Source organism: Paraburkholderia sp. J63 (assembly GCF_905220245.1).
GTDB lineage: Bacteria > Pseudomonadota > Gammaproteobacteria > Burkholderiales > Burkholderiaceae > Paraburkholderia.
The window spans coordinates 1-19,623 of sequence record NZ_CAJMZF010000007.1 but is presented as its reverse complement, the minus strand read 5'-3'; the positions used below and the strand labels follow the sequence as shown (position 1 = coordinate 19,623).

Sequence of the window (19,623 nt, the reverse complement as noted above, 5' to 3'; positions counted from 1 at the left end):
CTCAGGCGGCCTGGCCAGCTTGCAGCGGTTGATGGGCCGCCTGCGCCACTTCCACGACGCGTTGCACGAAGATGCCCGGCGTCACGATGTTTTCCGGATCGAGCGCGCCGAGTTCGACGACTTCCGACACCTGCGCGATGGCGACCTTCGCCGCGCTCGCCATGATCGGACCGAAGTTGCGCGCGGTCTTGCGATAGACCAGGTTGCCCCAGCGATCGCCCTTGTGGGCCTTGATGAGCGCGAAGTCGGCGTGCAGCGGCGACTCCAGCACGTAGTGGCGGCCGTCGATCAGGCGCGTTTCCTTGCCCTCGGCGAGCTTGGTGGCGTAGCCCGTGGGCGTGAAGAAGCCGCCGATGCCGGCGCCCGCCGCGCGGATGCGCTCGGCCAGATTGCCCTGCGGCACGAGCTCGAGCTCGATTTCGCCGGCGCGGTACAGCGCGTCGAACACATACGAGTCGGTCTGGCGCGGGAACGAGCAGATGATCTTGCGCACCCGTTTGGCCTTGAGCAGCGCAGCGAGACCGGTGTCGCCGTTGCCTGCGTTGTTGTTCACGATCGTGAGCTCGCGCGCACCCTGCGCGATCAGCGCGTCGATCAGTTCCGCCGGCATGCCGGCCGTGCCGAAGCCGCCGATCATCACCGTGGCGCCGTCGTGCACGTCGGCGACGGCGGCTTGAAGCGAATCGAAAATCTTGTTGATCATGCCTGTTCCTGAAAGCGATGCGCATCGCGGAAAGTCCACGTCACCCGATCGCGAAAAGTTCTATATACGAACACCGATTCGTTTAGCGAACGTCCAGCGCATTATCGGAGCCGAAATGCGCACTTGTCAAGGCGGGACTTCCTGAGGCTGCAGTCCACTGCACGCCGATTCGTCGGAGGAAATTGCGTGCATTGTCTTCGCACAATGCACTGAAATGCCCGCAGTGCAGGCCTGAGGGATGCAGTGGGCAAATCCCCCCATATCGTGCATTCGAATTCCTGCACTACTGTTTATCCCGGTTCGATATAGTTCTCTTTCGCCGCCAGCGTGCATCCGTCCCATGCAAGAGCTCGACCTGAATCTGATTCCTTACCTCGTCGCGATGGAGGAAACGCGCAACGTGAGCCGCGCGGCCGAACGGCTGGGCGTGAGCCAGCCGCGCGTGAGCACGGCGCTCGGCAAGCTGCGCGAGTTCTTCGGCGACCCGCTGTTCGTGCGCACTTCGCGCGGCATGGAACCCACGCCGCGCGCACTCGGCCTGATTCCCGCCGCGCGCGACGCGCTCATTCGTATCGAAAAAGGCATGCTCGAAGCCCAGGACTTCGATCCGGCCACCAGCACGCATACGTTCTCGATCGCGCTTTCGGACGTGGGCGAAATCGTCTTTCTGCCGCGCCTCCTCCAGGTGTTCGCCGAACGCGCGCCCAACGCGAATCTGCGCTCGGTCTCGCTGCCGCACAACCAGGTGGAGCGCGGGCTCGAATCGGGCGATGTCGACCTGGCGGTCGGCTACTTTCCCGACCTCGGCGGCAATAACTTCTTCCAGCAGCGCCTGTTCACGCACCGCTTCATCTGCCTGATGCGCAGCAACCATCCGCTCGCCGGCAAGTCCATGACGCTCGAGCAGTTTCTTGCACTCGGGCATGCCGTCGTGCGCGCCGAAGGCCGCAGCCAGGAAGTCCTCGAACGCTTTCTGGAGAAGAAGCGCCTGCACCGGCGCGCCGTGCTGGAGACGCCTCACTTCATGAGCCTGCCGTTCATCCTCACGCGCAGCGACCTGATTGCGACCGTGCCGCATGCAATCGGCTTCGCCTATGTATCGGAACACGCCTCGATCGCGCTGGTGGAGCCGCCGCTGCCCTTGCCCCGCTTCGACCTCAAGCAGCACTGGCACCGCAAGTACCACAATGCGCCGCGCGGCGAATGGCTGCGCAGCGTGGTAGCCGAGCTCTTCAACGATGCGATGGACGAATGGCCGAAATGAACGAGGCCACGAACGCCACGGCACGAGCCGCTAACGCGCGGCACCTTGCACGGGCGCGCGCGAATCATGGAACAATGCACCCTCGTGGGACGCGTCGCAACGGCGCGGCCCACATGACAGGAGCCGATGCATGAGCGACGAAAAGAACGCAGAAAAAACCATCAAGAAAGAATCGAAGACGGGCGCAGGCCGGCCATCGCGCGAGCAGGCCGAAGATGCGGTGCGCGTGCTGCTGCGCTGGGCCGGCGACGACCCCGCGCGCGAAGGCCTGATCGATACGCCCGCGCGCGTCGTGCGCGCCTATGAAGAATTCTTCGCGGGCTACAACCACGACCCGCGCGAGATCCTGTCACGCACGTTCTCGGAAGTGGATGGCTACGACGAGATGATCGTGCTGAAGGACATCCGCTTCGAGAGCTACTGCGAGCATCACATGGTGCCGATCATCGGCCGCGCGCACGTGGCGTATCTGCCCGAGCATCGCGTGGTGGGCATTTCGAAGCTCGCGCGGCTCGTCGATGCGTTCGCCAAGCGGCTGCAGATCCAGGAGAAGATGACCGCGCAGATCGCCGACACGCTCAACGAGGTGCTTCAGCCCAAGGGTGTCGGCGTGATTCTCGAAGCGGCACATCAATGCATGTCGACGCGCGGCGTGCACAAGGCGGGCGTCACGATGGTCACGTCGCGCATGCTCGGGACGTTCCGCAGCGACCCGTCCACGCGCCGCGAATTCCTTTCCATCGTCGGCAATCCGGGTGTGATGAGCGTGCCCAACACCTGAGGCGCGGCTTCGATTGCGGCCCGCGCCGGGTCGCAATCGAACGTCATGCTCGCGCGCGACGTCACGCATCAGGCAGACGTGGATCGGCGCGCGTGCGGGCTGCCGGGACACTGCGCCGCTCGAGAGCCGCGCGTGGCAGAACCCATTCATTCATAGCCACCGAAGACCGCCCAAGCCCCTTAAAAACGCTTCAAGGCGCCTCGTTCCCGCTGCCGATTTCGCGGATCTTGCCCTGGCGCACGCTGCTGCCCGGCGGCACGCTGTGCGTGAGCCACACATTGCCGCCGATCACCGACCCGCGCCCGATCGTCACCCGGCCCAGGATGGTCGCGCCGGCGTAGATCACCACGTCGTCCTCGACGATCGGATGGCGCGCATTGCCCTTCACGAGCGTGCCGTCGAGGTCGGCCGCGAAGCTCTTCGCCCCCAGCGTCACCGCCTGGTACACGCGCACGCGCTCGCCGATGATCGCCGTCTCGCCGATCACGACGCCGGTGCCGTGATCGATGAAGAAGCTCGGACCGATCTGCGCGCCCGGGTGAATGTCGATGCCCGTTGCCGAGTGCGCGATCTCGTTGATGAAGCGCGCGAGCAGCGGCACGCCGAGCCGGTGCAGTGCATGCGCGAGCCGATGATGCGTCATGGCCCAGACGCCCGGATAGCAGAGCAGGATTTCGGTGATGTGCTGCGCGGCCGGGTCGCCCGTGAACGCGGCCTGAATGTCGCTCACGAGCAGGGCCCGAATGCCGGGTAGTTGATGACCGAATTCGCGGGCGATTTCGAAGGCTCGTGCGCGCAGCACGTCGTCGCCGGCTTCGGCGTTCTCGGGCAGGAAGCGCAACGCGCGGCGAATCTGCTCGGCGAGGAGGCGTAGCGTGCTTTCGAGGGTATGGCCGACGTAATAGTCGACGCTTTCGTCGGTCAGGTCGGGGGCGCCATAATGCGTGGGGAACAGTGCCGCACGCAGCCCGGCGACGATGTTGATCACACCATCGCGCGAGGGTAGTTCGCGGATGCCGAGCGGATGGCGCGTGCGGTGGAGTTCTTCGCGCGACGCGCGCAGATCGGCAACGATCTGTTCAAGGCCCCAGTTGGGGAAAGCGGCATTTGACATGATGAAACGGCGCGGCGGCAGGCACCGCCAAGGAGTGTATCGACCCCAGAGATTACCGCTTTTCGCGATAATCCGCCGACCGGTCCTTTAATGCACTTTAGTCCGCACAGGCACCGTCAGCCGTGGCACCCGCCAGCGGCGCGCCGCATCGGGAGGCGGCGGGTCCTCCATGCACAGCCTCAGAGCGTGACGCTGCTCGCGTCGATCCAGCGCACCGCCCAGTCGCGCGCATGGGCAATGGCGGCGGCTTCGTCGGAAAAGCGCAGATCGGCCGGGAAAAAGCGATTGGCAACGAGTTCGCCGTCGCTCGAGCGCGAAATCACCACATAAGGCTGATAAGTGCCGTCGCCGGCGCGCGCCGGTGCGCAATTGAGCAAATAACCGCGATGCGTGAATGCAGCGTCGAAGTGCATGTGTCTCATCCGCCCCTGACTGCCTTGTCCGTTTTCGTGGGCGCGTGCAGGATCGTGCGGCAAAGCCACAGCCCGGCTTTGACTTCATGCCGTTCATTCTTAAGCGCGCCAACTCGTTGAAAGAGGATCATACTCCCAGTAAATACGGCGATCCAACGAAAAAAATCCTGGAATGCTGGAGGCGTTCTCCTGGCGCACAGGCTTGCAATTCCACCGGATTCAGGGTTCGCACCGGGCGTTGTGGAACGTTTCATCGTGAAGTTTGGTGCATCCGGTTCTTCATTGGCTCTCCCACGGAGGACACACCATGAACGACTCCGACCGCAGCAACCGCCCCACCGCGATGCAGGGCAAGGAGCTGCGTCCGCGCAGCGCCGAGTTGCACAACGACCGCACGCACGACAGCACGGTCGACACCGACGGCAAGAACCGCGAAGCCGCGCGCCTTGCGGGCGAAGGCCTGATCGGCCCCGACGAAGTCACCACCAGCAACGCGTCACTCGACAACAGCGTGCCCGTGCCGCCGGACGGTCTCGCCGGCTTCGACAGCCGTGGCCTCGCGCATCGCATGCCGTTCGCGCCCGAGACTGGCTTCGAGGCCGTGGATCTGGGCATGGCCGCCCCGGAGCTACCCAACGACGACTGGCAGTTCGCCGACCCGCGCGAGCCTGGCCAGCGCCGCAGCCCGGGGCGCATTCACTACGCGATGAACCACCTGCGGCCGACGCGCGTCGTCGAGCTGCATCGCAAGTAGCCACCCACGCGGCGCATGCACTCGAATGCCTGGCGGGCGCGCCTCGTCAGGCACGCCCGGCTGCGACCGTGCACTGCGCCTCTTCGCTTGAATAACGGCGATAAGCGGCAACAAGCGGGCAACAAGCCGGCAGCCGAATGCACAAACGGCATTCGGCTGCATTAACAATCTTTCAAATTAGCGCGATACGAATTATCCGGATTTATTACCGATTCTGATTAAGCGATTAACGGAATAAGCAATAAATGCCAATCGCCATTCCCCACGCGGCTCGCATAGGCACTGCCTGCCAACCCAATCTGCACTTTTGTTCTGCATTTGCAGAATAAGTACACGGCTTACCGCCAAGAAGCGAGGAAATCCCTGGCGCAAAACCTTTCCGGCGGGGAGAAAAAGACGATCAATGCGGAATTTAGTGATAAATTGTTACATCACAAGAAGCAAGGCGGCAGCCTGCCCCAGGCGCCGCCTGCGGTCTGGCCCACCGCCGATGGAGAGTGTTGACGTGCCTCTACATTACATTGAGCAGATGTCATCCGTGCTCGAAGCGCCCGAAGATTCGGCGTGGTTCGACGCGGTGTCTCGGCTCGCCGCCTCATGGGGTTTCGGCCAGGTCATGCTGGCCATCCTGCCGCGCCCGGGCATGCGGCTCGAGGACGCGTTCATTCGGACGAACTATTCTTCCGTCTGGCGGCAGGCTTATAACGACCACGGCATGGCGTATTTCGACCCGGTCGTCGCGCATTGCACCATGCGCGCGGCCCCGCTGATCTGGTCACCTGAGCTGTTTGCCACCGAGCAGCAGCAAACGATGTATGAAGAAGCCCGCTCGCACGGATTGCGCGCCGGCATTACGCTGCCTATCCACGGCCCGCGCCAGGAGGCGGGCATGCTGTGCTTCGTCAACGACGCCAATCCATCGGACTCGTTCTGGCAGGACGTGGACCGTGCGCTGCCGAATCTCGTCTTGCTGCGCGATCTCGTGCTCGACACGAGCCAGCGGCACCTGAACGATCATGCACAATCGCTGATTCCCAAGCTCACGCCGCGCGAAAAGGAATGCCTCAAGTGGACTGCACTGGGCAAGTCCACTTGGGAAATTTCGCACATCCTGAATTGCTCCGAAGCCGTCGTGAACTTCCACATGAAGAACATTCGCGGGAAGTTCGGCGTGAACTCACGGCGTGCGGCAGCCGTGATTGCCACCCAGATGGGCCTTATTGACCCGGGCTAAGCATCATGGGCGTTTCCGCGCGCCGAAGCACACGTTCGGCACGGCCCAGATCGCCATCCGAAATCGTCTTGTTGAAATACAGACCGAGCAGGATCGACACCGGCGGCGGAATCTCCGCGCCCGACTCGAACCGGCTGCCGCGCGACTGCGTCACGCCGAACCGCGCCCAGAAGCGGCGCTGGCTTTCTTTCTTCTTCTTCCGATACGCGATGATCAGGACGCGGTCGATTACCGACGACAGGTCCCCTCCGCTGCTGTGAGAGGAATTCGTGCCCGCCTGCCATTGATGATTGTCCAGAAGTTCCATTTTGACCCTCGCTGTGTCAGATATGCCTAGTGAGTGACTGCCGCCCAGCCATTCTCCAGAAGTGACCCTCCCTGCGCACCTACCTATCTTGATAGGTGTTTTTTTATATTCATAACGCATAGCTTTCGATCCATACCGCTGCCCCTCCACACGTACTTACGGGAGAGTTGTCATGCAAGCTGCGATTCGGATTGGACTGCGTCAGGAGTTCGACAACGAAGACATCAACGAGATGTACCGCTTACGCGCACGGGTTTTTCGCGACCGCATGGGCTGGGATATTCCGACCATCGCGGGGATGGAAATCGATGGGTACGACGCGCTCGGACCCCATTACATGCTGATCCAGGATAACGGTGGAACGGTGCGCGGCTGCTGGCGCCTGATGCCGACCGAAGGCCCGAACATGCTGCGCGATACCTTCCCGCAGCTGCTGCACGGCGAGGCCGCCCCGGCCGGCCGTCATATCTGGGAACTCAGCCGTTTTGCCATCGAGTCGGGCAACGACCACGCATTCGGCTTCGCCGACGTCACCATGCACGCGATCCATTCGCTGGTCTCGTTTGCCGACCGCATGGGCATTTCGCGCTACGTGACCGTGACCACGACGCCCATCGAGCGCCTGCTGCGCCGTACCGGCATCGACGTTTCGCGGCTCGGCGCGCCGGTGCGCATCGGCGTGGAGAACGCCGTCGCGCTGGAGATCGTCGTGGGCGAGCAGACTCGCAACGCCCTGTTCGGGCCGATGGCCGTCGCCGCCTGAAGGCCGCCGCGCACACCCCGCCACTCTCTCTATCGATCCGGCACCTTGCGCCACGGCACGCGGCGCTCCAGTCAGACGAGCAAGCATTTTGTCTGACGAATTGCGCCGAAGGTGGCCGAAACCACCGCAGCGGGCGAGCCGCGCACGCGAGTCCCGGATCCTGACAGGCAACGCCGTCACTCCGCCTGAACCGGTGCGGGCGCAGGCGTCGCCGCGGCGCGGCTGCTGAAACGAATGTGCGCGATGCGGCGCACGCACAACGCCGCCACGAGCGCAGCGAAGCCGGTCAGGCCGATGCCCAGATGAATGGCGTCCACGAGCACGTGCCGCACCGCCTCGATGAGCGCAGCGCCGTCGAGTCCCGCCGCCTTCATTTGCGCCGTCAGCGCGCCGCGCAGCGCCGGATCGATCAGCACGCGCGGGTCCGCAAGCTGCGGCTGCCAGCGCGCCGCGCCCGGCGCCCCGAGCACCGCGAGCGCGTCGCCGACGCCCCCGGCATAGCGATGATTGACGATCGTCCCCACGATGCTCGTGCCGAGCATCCCGCCCACCATGCGCGTGGATTGCAGCAGCGCCGTCGTAATGCCGAAACGCTCGCGCCCGGCAATCTCCTGCCCGAACACATTGAGATTGTTGAGAATGAAGCCCAGCCCGATGCCCACCGCCGCCATCGCCAGCTCCAGCCACAGATGCGGCGTCGTGCGCGTCGCGAACGCGAGCCCCACCGAAGCGCACACGAGCAGGCCAAAACCCACCGTCAGGATGGCCGTCGGCCGCTTCAGATGAATCACGATGCGCGTATTGACGAGACTGCCCAGCGCGATACACGCGGCGATCGGTGTCGCCAGCAGACCGGCCTCCTGAGGCGAGAGGCCGAAGCCGCCCTGCAACAGTAGCGGCGCGAAAAAGATCAGCGAGAACATCACGAAGCCGGAGAGCGTCGAGAGGGTAAACAGCGTGACCAGTTGCGGATCGCGAAAGAGATCGAGCGGAATGATCGGATGCGTCGCGCGCCGCTCGCAAGCCAGCAAGGCCGCGGCGCCCACTGCCACGACAGCGATCAAGGCGAGATTGCCGGGCGTCGCGCCGTCCTTCGGCACCGCCTCGATGACGGTCTGGAACGCGCCCAGCACGAGCGCGACCAGCGCCGCGCCGGTCCAGTCGATGCGCACTTCACCGGTACGCGCATGACGCAAGGTCGGCAGATGCGCCCAGATGAAATAAAGTGCCAACGCCCCGACCGGCAGATTCACCATGAAGGTCGAGCGCCAGCCGAAATGCTCGGAGAGCCAACCGCCCAGCGAGGGCCCCGCTGCCGTGCCGATGCCGTAGGCCGCCGCCATCACCACCTGCCAGCGCACCCGCGCGCGCGGATCGGGAAAGAGATCGGGAATCGAAGCGAACGCGGTGCCCACCATCATCCCGCCGCCCACGCCTTGCAGCGCGCGCGCCACCGCGAGGAAGCGCATGTCGGTGGCGAGTCCGCACAGCACCGAGGCGACGGTGAACACGATCACCGCCGCGATCACGAAGCGCTTGCGCCCGAAGTAGTCGCCCAGACGCCCGAACACGGGCACGGTCACGACCGACGCCAGCAGATAGGCGCTCGCGATCCACGCGTAATACTGGAAGCCGTGCAGTTCGGCGACGATCGACGGCAATGCGGTGCTGACCACGGTCTGATCGAGCGCGACCAGCATATTGACGAGGCCGATGCCGAGCATGGCCAGCAGCGCGTCGCGAAACGGCAAGGGGGTATGGGCGGAAGTCACGGATCGGAATGCTGCGGCGCGCACGTGCGCAAGAGACGCAAAGATAGCGGGCCGGCGAGCGCTGCGCAACCGCACGGATGACCGGAATGCCCCGAGCCACGGGCAGCAAAGGCGGGGGACAAAAGGAGACCGGCATCGCTATCCGACACAAAAAGTTTGATCTTCCTTCTTGTGATTTCCATTTTTCATACCGCGGCACTGCAATTTTACGAATTATCCTTTAAGCTTTTCTGAATTCGAAAAATGCCGCACAAGGCCAAGGACAATTAACCCGAAGCCACGCGGCCCCCTTCAAGCGGAGGCTCCATGTATAAACGCATCCTGGTCGCGGTCGATGGCAGCGAAACGTCGCGCCGCGCATTCGACGCCGCGCTCGAACTGGCGAAGGCGATGGGTTCGACGCTCCAGCCGTTCTACGTGATCGAGAACACGCCGATGTATTTCGACGCCCCGGGCTACGATCCGTCCATCCTGCGCAACCAGATGATCGCCCAGGGCAACGAGCTCGCCGAGCAGATGAACAAGACGCTGCAGGAGCGCGGCGTGCAAGGCACGATGCTGACGGCGGAAGCGTCCTCGCTCGACGACGTGCCCGCGCTCGTGCTCAATGCGGCCAAGGCGAGCGGCGCCGACCTGATCGTGATGGGCACCCATGGCCGACGTGGTTTCCAGCGCCTGATTCTCGGCAGCGTGGCCGAGCGCTGCGTGCGCCAATCGGCTCTGCCGGTTCTGTTGATTCCTTCTGCTGCAAACCCATCGGCAACGGACACGGAATAACGAACGTCGAATAATCGACAATTATTAGATAACGCTTTAATTCACGTCTTTTTGAACCCACTTGAGCCCGATCACTTGCCGCGAAACCGGCTTCTGACAAGGCTCAAGCGGGTTCATCTCAAATGCGCGGCGTTTTGCCGCCATTTTAAGATTTAAACGCGGTGTGACAATGCTCCTAAAGTCGATTACAGGAGCAAGCCAATGCTGACCCCTACTGTCGTATCCACCGTGCGTCGTACCAGCCGTAATACCACGACGAGCCCGCGCACCACCGCGCGCTGCTCGAGTTGCGCAATGCGGCATCTATGCATGCCCCAGGGGCTTGGGCTCGACGATTTACCGAAGCTCGAAGCGCTCATCTGCAACGCGCGCAGCGTGCGCCGCGGCGAGGCGCTGTATCGCACCGGCGACCCGTTCGACACGCTCTACGCCGTGCGCTCCGGCTCGCTGAAAACCGTCATGGCGCACCGCGACGGCCGCGAGCAGGTCACGGGGCTGCGCCTCGCCGGCGACCCGCTCGGCATCGACGGCATCAGCACCGACTTGCACACCTGCAGCGCCGTGGCGCTCGAAGACAGCTCGGTGTGCATCATCCCCTACTCGGCGCTCAAGCACCTGTGCCGCGAAACCGGCGCCATGCAAGACCGCCTGCACCGGCTCATGAGCGACCAGCTCATCCGCGAGTCGTCGCAGATGATGGTGCTGGGCTCGCTGTCCGCCGACGAGCGCGTGGCCGCCTTCCTGCTCGACGTTTCCGAGCGCAACGGCCAGCGCGGCTACTCGCACGCGGAGTTCAACCTGCGCATGACGCGCGAAGATATGGGCAGCTATCTCGGCATGACGCTCGAAACCGTAAGCCGCACCCTGTCAAGATTTCAAAAGCGTGGTCTGATCGACACGCAGGGCAAGCTCATCCGCATCATGGACATCGAAGGCCTGCGGCACCTTTAAGCGAATGCCCGGGCGCCGCGCCTGCTCACGGAGCGCCGCGCTTGCGCTCCCATCGCTCCCTCCGTTCGTTTCGTCCATGATTTCCCCTCAATCGCGCCGCCGTTCGGTCCTGAACGGCGGCGCGCTGTCATTCGCAACACGTTGGCATGACTCCTGCGCAGCGGTAAAGTCTTGTTCACCGCTCAAGTCAGGAGACTCGCCGCAATGCAGCTCCCGTCCTCGCCCACGCTCGCCGCACGTCTCGCCCGCGCCCGTGCCGCCAGCGACGCGCTTTTCGCGATCGTCAAGCCCGAATTCCTCTACGAGCGCCCGATCCGCGAGCGTCACCGCATCGTGTTCTACGTCGGCCATCTCGAGGCGTTCGACCGCAATCTCCTCGACAAGCGTCTGTTCGACCTGCCGTCCGCCGATCCGCGCCTCGACCAGCTATTCGCCTTTGGCATCGACCCCGTCGACGGTGCGCTGCCCACCGATACGCCCGCCGATTGGCCGCGCCCAGACGAAGTGCGCGACTATGCTCGCGACGCCCGCACGCGCATCGACGCGCAGCTCGCCGCGCTCGACCTGCCGCCCGGCGCTTCGCAGCACGACACCGCGGCGCAGCTGCTCAACGTGGCGATCGAGCATCGTCTGATGCACGTCGAGACGCTCGCCTACATGCTCCATCAACTGCCGTTTGCACAGAAGCTCGCCCCCGCCGAGGCACGCGAAATTGCCGATCACCTTTACATGGCCACGCCGTCGATGGTCAGCGTGCCGGCCGGCCGTACCGAGCTCGGCATGACGCACGAGCGCGGCGTCTTCGGCTGGGACAACGAATTCGGCGAGCAGCAGGTGGACGTGGAGGCGTTCGAGATCGACCGCTACATGGTGACCAACGGCGCCTGGCTCGATTTCATGGCCGATGACGGCTATCGGCGCAAGGATCTCTGGGGCGACGCCGATTGGGCGTGGAAGGAGGCGGAAGGCATCGAGCATCCGGTCTTCTGGGTACGCGACGGCAGCGGCTGGCGCCTGCGCACGATGTTCGAAGACATTCCGCTGCCGCTCGCGTGGCCTGTCTATGTGAGCCATGCGGAAGCCAGCGCCTTCGCGCGCTGGCGCGGCGCACGGCTGCCGACCGAGGCCGAATGGCAGCGCGCGGCACACGGCGCATTGCCGGGCGCCACCGACAACTTCGACTTCCGGAACTGGAACCCCGTGGCCGTGGACGCGACGCCGGACAGCGCTAGCACCTGGGGCGTGGAGGGCCTATACGGCAATGGCTGGGAATGGACGTCGACGGTGTTCGGCCCGTTGCCTGGATTCGAGCCGTTTCCTTTCTACGAAGGCTATTCGGCGAACTTCTTCGATGGCCAGCATTATTCGATGAAAGGCGGTTCCGCTCGCACCGCCGACTGCATGGTGCGCCCGACGTTCCGTAACTGGTTTCAGCCGCATTATCAGTATGTGTATGCGGGATTTCGTTGCGTACGCAACTGACCGATCACGAACGCCACGTAAAGCCAGCCTTGCCACGTCGAAAGTGGAGTAAGAGACCGGGCGTAGTCGGGCTATCCCCCGGCCTCTCCTCCCCGAACCGGACTTGCACCTCTCAGCACATCCGGCTCTCCGTTCAAGCGTTGCTCATAGCAAAGGCAACATCGGGATAGCGCGCGCATGCAACGGACAACGCATGGCCTCTGCGGCTGCTCGACGGGAAAGCCGCGACTGCGAAGAACGCCGGCAAGAATCGTTCAAGCAGCGTTCGGCCTACGCGGGTTGATTCAGGAACGCGTCGGCGGCGGCCATGTGGCGAGGTAGATCGGCCACCATCTTCATGCGGGCCGCGGCCAGGTTGTCGGCCGTGACGGCCATCTCGTCGGCGAGAATCTGGTGCGAGGCGTCCTGCACGAAGCGCGCGCGCGGATAGCGGCGCCGCATGAACACGCCGAGCGTATGTTCCACAGACCGGCTGCGGTCGGCGACGAGTTCCTCGGCGAGGACCATTGCATCCTCGAGCGCCATAGCCGCACCCTGGGTCAGATGCGGCGAACATGCGTGCGCCGCGTCACCGCAAACGACGACACGCCCCTTGAACCAGGGCTCGGGCAGCATGCACTCCTTAAGCGGACTGTAGACGACGTTCGAATCGGCCTTGAGATGCTGGTCGCGAATTTCGCCAACCAGTCCGCCAAAGGTCTGGAGACGCTCTCGCAACATCTCGACGAAATCTTCCTGCCGATAGCGCACCTCCGGCTCGGGCGTCACGTTGAGCAGGTACATCCAGTCCTCGCTGAGCGGAATCACTCCGGCCTTGGCACCGATCGACTGGAACAGGTTGATGCAGGTGATGTCCCTGGGTCTCGGCGCCAGCACGCGCCAGACCGAATAGCCGGTATACACCGGCTCGTACGCCGTTCCGAACAACTGCCTGCGTATCGCGGAGTTAACGCCGTCAAACGCGACGACGAGGTCGTATGAAGCGCGAACGCCATCGGTCAACGTGACCTCAACCCGATCGGGAAGACTGTCGAATGTGTCGATCGTGAGGCCGTATCGAATGTTCACGCCGGCACGCGTCGCGGCGCCGATCAGGATCGAATGCAGATCCTTGCGCGCGAGGGCGTTGTTGGCGGGAATCCCGTCGTCGCCCATGTTCGATGGGCAGCTTGCAATCAGTTTGCCATCCTGATCGTTGTAACGCCATTCGGCATACTGAAAGCCCGCGTCGCAGATTTCGTCCAGCACGCCGATGCGCTCGAGTACCCGCAGCGAGTTGGCGGGCTGATTGATGCCGATGCCGAGCACATTGGAGTCAGGACGGATCTCGACGATATCGACTTCAATGCCCTTTTGCGCCAGCAGCGCACCGGCAGCGAGTCCGCCAATGCCGGCACCGATCACAAGGACTTTTCTGGGGTTAGACATGAATCACCTCTTTAAATGGAATGATGGTAAAGCGCGCGCATACCTGCATATCCGCCGCGCACAGAACAAGCGAACTACTTTTCGCCGGTTAATGGCCCGCGTATCTCACTCACGCTGCATTTGCGGACCGTTCGCCGTGAACGTCACCACCTGCTTTCCCTTGCCCTGGACCACGGCCGTGAACGCAGTCCGGTCCGGCCGCTGCGCGCCGGTGAAGGTGGCGCCGCCGTCTCGGCTCGACATCGAGATGCCGTCCAGCCCAGCGGCGACCGCGCTCCGGTCCTCGCGAACGACGAGCGCCGTCACCGAACTCCTGAGTGTCCCAGTGCCGGCCGGCATCCATCGAACGCAACACGCGGCCTTGTTCGCACTCCACATAGAGCGTGTTGTTCGCACCGGGAAAAATGGTGTAGAGATTGCGCGCGATCTTCGCACCAGTGGCTCAGCACACCCCGCGCGCGGGTTTTCGGCGAGGAAACAGACGGTCGAGCGTCACGGCCGTGAAGACCATCGCCATGCCGACTTCGAGAATCGCGTGCTCCAGCGCCTTCGCCGTCGACTCTCCGGCCGCGAGATGGCCCTGCAAGCGGTTGTAGATAAAGAACGCGTAGTCCACGCCGATGCCCACTGCAAGCACCATCACCGGCCGGGGCGCGCGTCGAGTACGTGGATTGTTGCGAACCGCAAATCGGGCGTCACCAGCCAAATAGGTTGGCGGCGATGCGTGCTAACCCGATGCCGCCAGGCGTACGCGTGTGACAGGAAGGAGGGGGAAGAACCCAGCAGGAGAAGAAAGCGAATGCAGGCCGCCTGGCGCGGCCCGGCGAAATCAGCGAATCCAGTGCAGCTGGCGCGCCTGCTTGACGGCATCCACGCGCCGCCTGACATCGAGCTTGTCGAAGATGCGCTGCCAGTACCACTTGACGGTACTTTCGGCGAGACACATCGAGCCCGCGATCTCGCCGTTGGGCAGTCCTTGCGCCGCAAGCCGGATGATCTGCAACTCGCGTTCGGATATCTGCTCGCGAACGGCTCCGGCGCTCGCGGGCGGCGCGGCCAGTCCCGCCCGGCCGGTGTCGCCGTGCGCCGCCAGCACGGCTTGCAGATGCCGCCAGTCGAACGGATGCTGTGCCACCGCCACGGCGCCGAGCTCGGAGAGCGCCTGCACGACTTCGCCTCCCTCGTCGAGATAGGCGCGAACGAACGGTCCGCTTTCGCCCAGCTTCAGGGCTTGCACGAGCGTGCGCTGGGCTGCGAGCCGGTTGCCGTCGCGCAGATAGCCGCCCGCCAGCAGCATCGAAAGACGGATAGCGGAGCGTATGCAGTGACGGCTGCGGCACCACGCGAGCCACGGCCTCAGCAGCGCGACGGCATCGCCCACGCGGCCATTCGCGATCCACGCACGCGCATGCGCCGTCGCGAACAGTTCGTCGGTGCTCGTGACGCCTTCTCCCGGCTGCATCTTCAACGCAGGCAGCGACGGGGTGCGCGACTCCAGCAGCAAGCGGCCAGCCGCCTTCGCGTCGCCCTCCGCGACGCGCATCCTCACGCGCTCGCCGAGGACGTGAACCTGCAGCCGCGTAAATTCGTACTCCGTAGCGAAATACGAGGCGTCGTCGAGCGCACGCTCCGCTTCGTCGGTCTGCCCGCGCAGGCAGGCGAGACGCGCGCGCGTGACGAAGCCCGCCACGAGCTTGTCGACGAGCCCGAAGTCCGCCGACATCCCATGCGCGCGCAGCAGTTGTGCAGCCTCGGCCTGCTCGTTGCGTTCGTAGTGCAGTTCGGCCAGCATGGCCGCGGGAAACGCACTGAGTGCCGAGCGCTCGCCGTGCAGTTCGACGGCGGTCTGGTGCGAGCGCCGATAATGCTGCTCGGCGGCCGCGAACTCGCCGCGCGCGAAGAACGCGGCCCCGCACACGCAATCGTGATAGACCGACGAGAAATAGCCGCCGCCCTGCACGTATTGCTCGCCCAGCGCCTTCGATGCAGCGGCGATGCCATCCCAGCGATAGAACTCGCGCCGCGCCTGGTTCGCGATCGAGCTGGCCGTCGCCCGCATGACGGGCTCGTGGATCGAATCCGCGGCCAGCCAGTCCTCGGCGAGCCGCAGCGTGAGCGGCAGGTCGTCACGCGTGACGGCCAGCACGAGTTCGCGATGCGACAGCTTGCTGCGCAAAAAGGCCGCGTCGCGATGCTGCGCATCGGTGGTGGCGGCGGCTGAGCGCTCTGCGATGAGCTTCGCCACGCGGTCCAGCAGGATGCGCGCCTCGCTGAACCGCCAGCAGGCGATCAGTTGCCACGCTTCGTCGAGCACCGCGCCCGGCATCTGGTCGAGCAGGCTGTCGGGCAGGCGTGACGCGAACGACATCAACTCCGCCGAGCGGCCGCCCGAGATGAGACGCTGGCTGTGCTGATCGAGCAGTTGCGCGGCGCGCAGCATCTGTCCGGCGCCGAACGCATGCTCGATCGACTCGACTGCATGGCCGTGCGCCGCGAACCACTCGCTCGCTCGCGCGTGCAGCACCGGCAGCAGCCCGGGGTGCTCCTCGCGCAGCTTGCGCCTGAGGAAGTCCGTGAACAGATGGTGATAGCGATACCAGCTTCGCTCGTCGTCGAGGCAAAAGATGAACAGGTTCGCGTGCTCGAGCCGCGTCAGCATCTCGCGCGCGTTGGACAGCCCGCTCACGGCCTCCGCCAGTGCGGTGTCGAAACGCGACAGCACCGAGGTCGCGAGCAGAAACGCCTGCACCTCGCCCGGCTGCAGACGAAACACCTCCTCGGCGAGAAAGTCCGCGACGCTCGCATGCTCGCCCGAGAAGCTTTCGACGAAATGCGCCGCGTCGGGCCGGTCGCGCATCGCGATCGCCAGCAACTGCACGCCCGCGGCCCAGCCCTCCGTCTTCTCGCGGATGCGCTCGATCTGCGCCGGCGCTACGTCAATGCGCGCCACTCGCGAGAAGAGCGCCTGCGTCTCGTGGGCCGACAAGCCCAGCTCCGTCGCCGTGATGGTCTGAAGCTGATCGTTCAGGCGCAATCGGCCGAGCTTGAGATGGTTCGCGTCGCGTGTCGCGATCACCATATGCAGCCGGTCGAGCGGCGCCTGCAAGACCGCGTTCACGAGCGCCGCAATCGAAGGATCGGAGACGAGGTGATAGTCGTCGAGAAAGATGAACGACGGTTGCGTGAGCTCGCCGAGACGGTCGATGAACCCGGCCATCAGCATCTGCATCGGCACGCGGGCAAGCGCGCCCGGTTCCGCGAGCCTCGCCGCTGCGCACCAGTGCGAGACGAAGCGCGCCGGATCGTTGTCGTCGTGATCGAGGCTGATCCATCCGGGTTCGCTGCCGAGCGCACGAAGCCGGTTGAACGCGCTCACGAGCACGCTGGTCTTGCCGTATCCCGCCGGCGCGCAGACGAGCGTGAGCCGCTTGTTGCCGATATCGGTCAGCTTGCCGGCGAGGTGATCGCGTGCGAGCAACTGGCCGGCGACACTCGGCGGAAAGAGCTTGGTCCAGCGTTGGCCGGGACTCAGGTTATCGGCCGCCATGTCGTTGAGGAAACGCGAACCAGCATAGGGAGGCATCGGGTGGCCGGCTTCGACGCGACTCTCGTCGAGCCGCCGCGCCGGATGGCAAAACAATCGCATCGTCTTTCCATGGTCGCGTGGCGGCGGCCCGGCGCGCTATCGGGGCTATCCCGCGTCCAGGGTTAGCCCCCATCGCCAGGTGGTGCTGTCGTTCGGACACAAGGAGGGCGACGCGCTACGCTGCATGTATCACGGCATGAAGTTCGCGCCCGGCGGCGAGTGCAGCCGCCGCGCCCGTCTCCTCTGCCGGGTTTCATGGGAAGACCTATGAACTACTCGAGTTCTTGCCAAAATACAATCGTACTCGACCGTCGTGTATCGGCATGCAGTCGATGTTGTCCGCACCGACCTCCTCGTCGAGACGCTGATTGAGCATTGCATTCATTGTCATCAAGCGCTCGCCGTTAGCCTTGGGATCGAGCGCGAGATTTTGCATTTCTTCCGGATCGCGCTCTAGATCATAGAGTTCAACGTCGTTCTGGGCGAACAACTCGTCAAGCGTGGTCGGCTGATTGAAATGAGTGAGTGCAAAATACCGGCTGAAGCGGTAGCGCCCATCAAACACACTGCGAATGGCGCCACGGAAATCGAGGCGAGGTTGCATGGCCTCCATCTTTTTGTGAATCTGATCTGGCGGCACGCCTTTTTCCCGCATGGCCCGTAACTCGGCCAGCATCCAGTCGCTGTCGTAGTAAACAAGCATCGAGTAATTGAAGAGTGCCGCGGGACGGATTGCATGCGTTTCAGCAAGTTCCGGATTTCGCAACAGATGGGAAAAATTGCGACCTTTGGCGGCGCTGCCCGCCACTTTGGAGACGGCTTCCGGATCCATACCCGTCAGTCCCAGCAAGGTCGGCGCAAGGTCGATGTGCGAGGTCAGAGCGCGGCATTCCCGGCCCCCTGGATAAGCCGGATGACTAATGACGAGCGGCACATGGTTCTGCTGACGATATGCGCTACCGCCCTTATCGACCATCTGGTGATAGCCACCATATTCGCCGTGGTCCGATGTCATGACCACGATGGTATTTTCATCCAGGTTGAGTTCGTGCAGCGCCTTCAGCATGCGCTCGACATGCGTATCGCAGTCGCGGATGCAATTGAAATAATAATCTTGATAGATGCGCACTCGATCGTCGGTGAACGGAAACGCGCCGACCAGATTGCTGTGGGCGGTGCCGTACATGGCGTGTGCTGCGGGCCGGCCCGCAGCATCGAGCGGTTGACGGCGCGACGGCGGCAGAGGCACGTTGGCCCAGCTCGTCTGGTAAAAGCGGTCGTCGGGCGGCCGCCGATTGCCGAGCACGGGTGCATGGCTGCGTTGCAGATTCACATCAGGCGGGTCGGTGTCCACAAACATCGCATCGTGCGGATTGACCAGATTGACCGCGAGGAACCAGTGCTTATTCTCGCGTTTGAAGTCTTGAGCGCGAGTGCGCATCCAGCTGACAGCGGCTTCCGAGGTGATACCGTCGTAGTTGTAACCGCCTCGTATCCAACCGACCAGGTCACCGACACCGAAGTAGTCATCGAAACCATATTCCTTCATGGTGTGATTGTACTCACCCACCGGCGCACTATAGGGGTCATGGGTTTCATCCATGGTCCTGCTCAGATGCCACTTGCCCAAATATGCCGCGTGATAACCGGCGTCGTGAAACATGTGTCCAATCGTGCGAACGTCGGTGGACATATCCGGCTGCCACGGCGCGCCAGCGTTATCGAAAACACCCGTGTGCTGGGTATGCAAGCCGGTGTATATCGTCGAGCGCGACGCCGAACAGATGGACGAAGCGATCTGGTGATTCGAGAACGTAATGCCCCGGCGCTTGAGCATTTCGCGACCAGGTACCGGGAAGGGCCACTTGTCGAAATAGCGTTCCTGATCGGTCAATATGAACAGGATGTTGTAGCCTGCGGGCGGTGTAGGCGGCGCAATTTTGGGCGCCTCCCCGACCGGCGTCGCCGACGCTATGCGGGCAGCGCTCTGCCCGATGGCTGCAGCGCCGATCCCTGTCGACACCACGGCAGCGCTCGCCACTTTAAGGAAATTACGTCGCGAGGGTTGATTCACCGTGTTTTCTTCATTGCCATGGTCAAGGTCTTCATTTTGCATACTTCCGGTCTCCAACAATGATTCGATTTTCGTATCACGGATTTGCCGCTGCCCGCGCACCACGACAGACCCTGTAGCGGCGGGTGCCGGGCTCTCAGGCCGCGCACGCAGTTTGCGTCTGTGGCAAGCCGAAAAAGCGCAGCGCGTTGCCGCCCAGAATCTTCGTCCTGGCCGCTGC

The 19,623-nt window shown here is 63.7% G+C and carries 18 protein-coding genes and 1 pseudogene; 9 read left to right on the top strand and 10 right to left on the bottom strand.

What is annotated here, in order from left to right; all coding sequences use genetic code 11:
* Position 1 precedes the first annotated feature (1 nt).
* On the bottom strand, positions 2–703 hold the full coding sequence (locus tag U5775_RS09960) for a 3-oxoacid CoA-transferase subunit A (RefSeq protein ID WP_322057968.1): 702 nt from the start codon (positions 701–703) through the stop codon (positions 2–4).
* Between the two features lie 340 nt (positions 704–1,043).
* Between U5775_RS09960 and U5775_RS09955 the strand changes: the two genes are divergently transcribed.
* Together U5775_RS09955 and folE are read left to right on the top strand one after the other, a co-directional pair.
* A complete protein-coding gene (locus U5775_RS09955) occupies positions 1,044–1,967 on the top strand; it encodes a LysR family transcriptional regulator (protein WP_322057967.1) in 924 nt (307 codons plus the stop codon).
* A gap of 130 nt (positions 1,968–2,097) precedes the next feature.
* Positions 2,098–2,748, top strand: coding sequence for a GTP cyclohydrolase I FolE (folE, locus tag U5775_RS09950; protein ID WP_322057966.1), 651 nt, complete (start codon positions 2,098–2,100; stop codon positions 2,746–2,748).
* A gap of 190 nt (positions 2,749–2,938) precedes the next feature.
* Here the strand turns inward: folE and epsC are convergent, their stop codons facing one another.
* On the bottom strand, positions 2,939–3,862 hold the full coding sequence (gene epsC / locus U5775_RS09945) for a serine O-acetyltransferase EpsC (protein WP_322057965.1): 924 nt from the start codon (positions 3,860–3,862) through the stop codon (positions 2,939–2,941).
* A 179-nt stretch (positions 3,863–4,041) separates the two neighbouring features.
* Positions 4,042–4,275, bottom strand: coding sequence for a hypothetical protein (locus tag U5775_RS09940; protein WP_028222781.1), 234 nt, complete (start codon positions 4,273–4,275; stop codon positions 4,042–4,044).
* A 307-nt stretch (positions 4,276–4,582) separates the two neighbouring features.
* Between U5775_RS09940 and U5775_RS09935 the strand changes: the two genes are divergently transcribed.
* Positions 4,583–5,029, top strand: a complete 447-nt coding sequence (locus tag U5775_RS09935; protein WP_322057964.1) for a DUF3005 domain-containing protein — start codon at positions 4,583–4,585, stop codon at positions 5,027–5,029.
* Between the two features lie 529 nt (positions 5,030–5,558).
* Positions 5,559–6,263: a LuxR family transcriptional regulator gene (locus U5775_RS09930; protein WP_322058150.1), complete on the top strand. Its 705-nt coding sequence runs from the start codon at positions 5,559–5,561 to the stop codon at positions 6,261–6,263.
* Here the strand turns inward: U5775_RS09930 and U5775_RS09925 are convergent.
* Positions 6,247–6,570 (bottom strand): helix-turn-helix transcriptional regulator, encoded by a 324-nt coding sequence (locus U5775_RS09925; protein ID WP_322057963.1) that lies wholly within the window; start codon positions 6,568–6,570, stop codon positions 6,247–6,249. The genes U5775_RS09930 and U5775_RS09925 overlap by 17 nt on opposite strands.
* A gap of 172 nt (positions 6,571–6,742) precedes the next feature.
* On the opposite strand from U5775_RS09925, the gene U5775_RS09920 reads away from it, so the two are divergent.
* Entirely contained in the window at positions 6,743–7,333 is a 591-nt protein-coding gene (locus tag U5775_RS09920; protein ID WP_322057962.1) for an acyl-homoserine-lactone synthase, read from the top strand.
* A 176-nt stretch (positions 7,334–7,509) separates the two neighbouring features.
* Here the strand turns inward: U5775_RS09920 and U5775_RS09915 are convergent, their stop codons facing one another.
* Complete coding sequence (locus U5775_RS09915) at positions 7,510–9,057, bottom strand: MFS transporter (protein WP_322058149.1); 1,548 nt, start codon at positions 9,055–9,057, stop codon at positions 7,510–7,512.
* Positions 9,058–9,411: 354 nt separating this feature from the next.
* On the opposite strand from U5775_RS09915, the gene U5775_RS09910 reads away from it, so the two are divergent.
* From U5775_RS09910 to U5775_RS09900, 3 genes are all read left to right on the top strand, one after another.
* Positions 9,412–9,882: a universal stress protein gene (locus U5775_RS09910; RefSeq protein WP_322057961.1), complete on the top strand. Its 471-nt coding sequence runs from the start codon at positions 9,412–9,414 to the stop codon at positions 9,880–9,882.
* Between the two features lie 201 nt (positions 9,883–10,083).
* Entirely contained in the window at positions 10,084–10,833 is a 750-nt protein-coding gene (locus U5775_RS09905) for a helix-turn-helix domain-containing protein (RefSeq protein WP_322057960.1), read from the top strand.
* Positions 10,834–11,037: 204 nt separating this feature from the next.
* Positions 11,038–12,315 carry an SUMF1/EgtB/PvdO family nonheme iron enzyme gene (locus tag U5775_RS09900; protein ID WP_322057959.1) on the top strand — a complete coding sequence of 426 codons (1,278 nt, stop codon included), beginning with the start codon at positions 11,038–11,040 and terminating at the stop codon, positions 12,313–12,315.
* A 270-nt stretch (positions 12,316–12,585) separates the two neighbouring features.
* On the opposite strand, the gene U5775_RS09895 is transcribed toward U5775_RS09900, so the two are convergent.
* The 4 genes and pseudogenes from U5775_RS09895 to U5775_RS09880 all read right to left on the bottom strand — a co-directional run bounded on the left by U5775_RS09895 (position 12,586) and on the right by U5775_RS09880 (position 17,389).
* Positions 12,586–13,743: an FAD-dependent monooxygenase gene (locus U5775_RS09895; protein WP_322057958.1), complete on the bottom strand. Its 1,158-nt coding sequence runs from the start codon at positions 13,741–13,743 to the stop codon at positions 12,586–12,588.
* Positions 13,744–13,848: 105 nt separating this feature from the next.
* Positions 13,849–14,049 (bottom strand): hypothetical protein, encoded by a 201-nt coding sequence (locus U5775_RS09890; protein ID WP_322057957.1) that lies wholly within the window; start codon positions 14,047–14,049, stop codon positions 13,849–13,851.
* Positions 14,050–14,230: 181 nt separating this feature from the next.
* Positions 14,231–14,398 (bottom strand): annotated as a pseudogene (locus tag U5775_RS09885) (MMPL family transporter); the annotation flags it as partial.
* Between the two features lie 174 nt (positions 14,399–14,572).
* A complete protein-coding gene (locus tag U5775_RS09880) occupies positions 14,573–17,389 on the bottom strand; it encodes a LuxR C-terminal-related transcriptional regulator (RefSeq protein ID WP_322057956.1) in 2,817 nt (938 codons plus the stop codon).
* Positions 17,390–17,468: 79 nt separating this feature from the next.
* Between U5775_RS09880 and U5775_RS39440 the strand changes: the two genes are divergently transcribed.
* Entirely contained in the window at positions 17,469–17,600 is a 132-nt protein-coding gene (locus U5775_RS39440) for a hypothetical protein (RefSeq protein ID WP_415913548.1), read from the top strand.
* On the opposite strand, the gene U5775_RS09870 is transcribed toward U5775_RS39440, so the two are convergent.
* Positions 17,595–19,445, bottom strand: a complete 1,851-nt coding sequence (locus U5775_RS09870; RefSeq protein WP_322058147.1) for a sulfatase-like hydrolase/transferase — start codon at positions 19,443–19,445, stop codon at positions 17,595–17,597. The genes U5775_RS39440 and U5775_RS09870 overlap by 6 nt on opposite strands.
* Positions 19,446–19,623: the final 178 nt, after the last annotated feature.

Bases quoted from the DNA above. Each gene is read 5' to 3' on its own strand.
- U5775_RS09895 (WP_322057958.1), bottom strand. From the start codon at position 13,743: ATGTCTAACCCCAGAAAAGTCCTTGTGATCGGTGCCGGCATTGGCGGA.
- U5775_RS09935 (WP_322057964.1), top strand. From the start codon at position 4,583: ATGAACGACTCCGACCGCAGCAACCGCCCCACCGCGATGCAGGGCAAG.
- U5775_RS09920 (WP_322057962.1), top strand. From the start codon at position 6,743: ATGCAAGCTGCGATTCGGATTGGACTGCGTCAGGAGTTCGACAACGAA.
- epsC (WP_322057965.1), bottom strand. From the start codon at position 3,862: ATGTCAAATGCCGCTTTCCCCAACTGGGGCCTTGAACAGATCGTTGCC.
- U5775_RS09960 (WP_322057968.1), bottom strand. From the start codon at position 703: ATGATCAACAAGATTTTCGATTCGCTTCAAGCCGCCGTCGCCGACGTG.
- U5775_RS09940 (WP_028222781.1), bottom strand. From the start codon at position 4,275: ATGCACTTCGACGCTGCATTCACGCATCGCGGTTATTTGCTCAATTGC.
- U5775_RS09930 (WP_322058150.1), top strand. From the start codon at position 5,559: ATGTCATCCGTGCTCGAAGCGCCCGAAGATTCGGCGTGGTTCGACGCG.
- U5775_RS09915 (WP_322058149.1), bottom strand. From the start codon at position 9,057: ATGCTCGGCATCGGCCTCGTCAATATGCTGGTCGCGCTCGATCAGACC.
- U5775_RS09880 (WP_322057956.1), bottom strand. From the start codon at position 17,389: ATGCGATTGTTTTGCCATCCGGCGCGGCGGCTCGACGAGAGTCGCGTC.
- U5775_RS09925 (WP_322057963.1), bottom strand. From the start codon at position 6,570: ATGGAACTTCTGGACAATCATCAATGGCAGGCGGGCACGAATTCCTCT.
- U5775_RS09905 (WP_322057960.1), top strand. From the start codon at position 10,084: ATGCTGACCCCTACTGTCGTATCCACCGTGCGTCGTACCAGCCGTAAT.
- U5775_RS09870 (WP_322058147.1), bottom strand. From the start codon at position 19,445: ATGCAAAATGAAGACCTTGACCATGGCAATGAAGAAAACACGGTGAAT.
- folE (WP_322057966.1), top strand. From the start codon at position 2,098: ATGAGCGACGAAAAGAACGCAGAAAAAACCATCAAGAAAGAATCGAAG.
- U5775_RS09900 (WP_322057959.1), top strand. From the start codon at position 11,038: ATGCAGCTCCCGTCCTCGCCCACGCTCGCCGCACGTCTCGCCCGCGCC.
- U5775_RS09955 (WP_322057967.1), top strand. From the start codon at position 1,044: ATGCAAGAGCTCGACCTGAATCTGATTCCTTACCTCGTCGCGATGGAG.
- U5775_RS09910 (WP_322057961.1), top strand. From the start codon at position 9,412: ATGTATAAACGCATCCTGGTCGCGGTCGATGGCAGCGAAACGTCGCGC.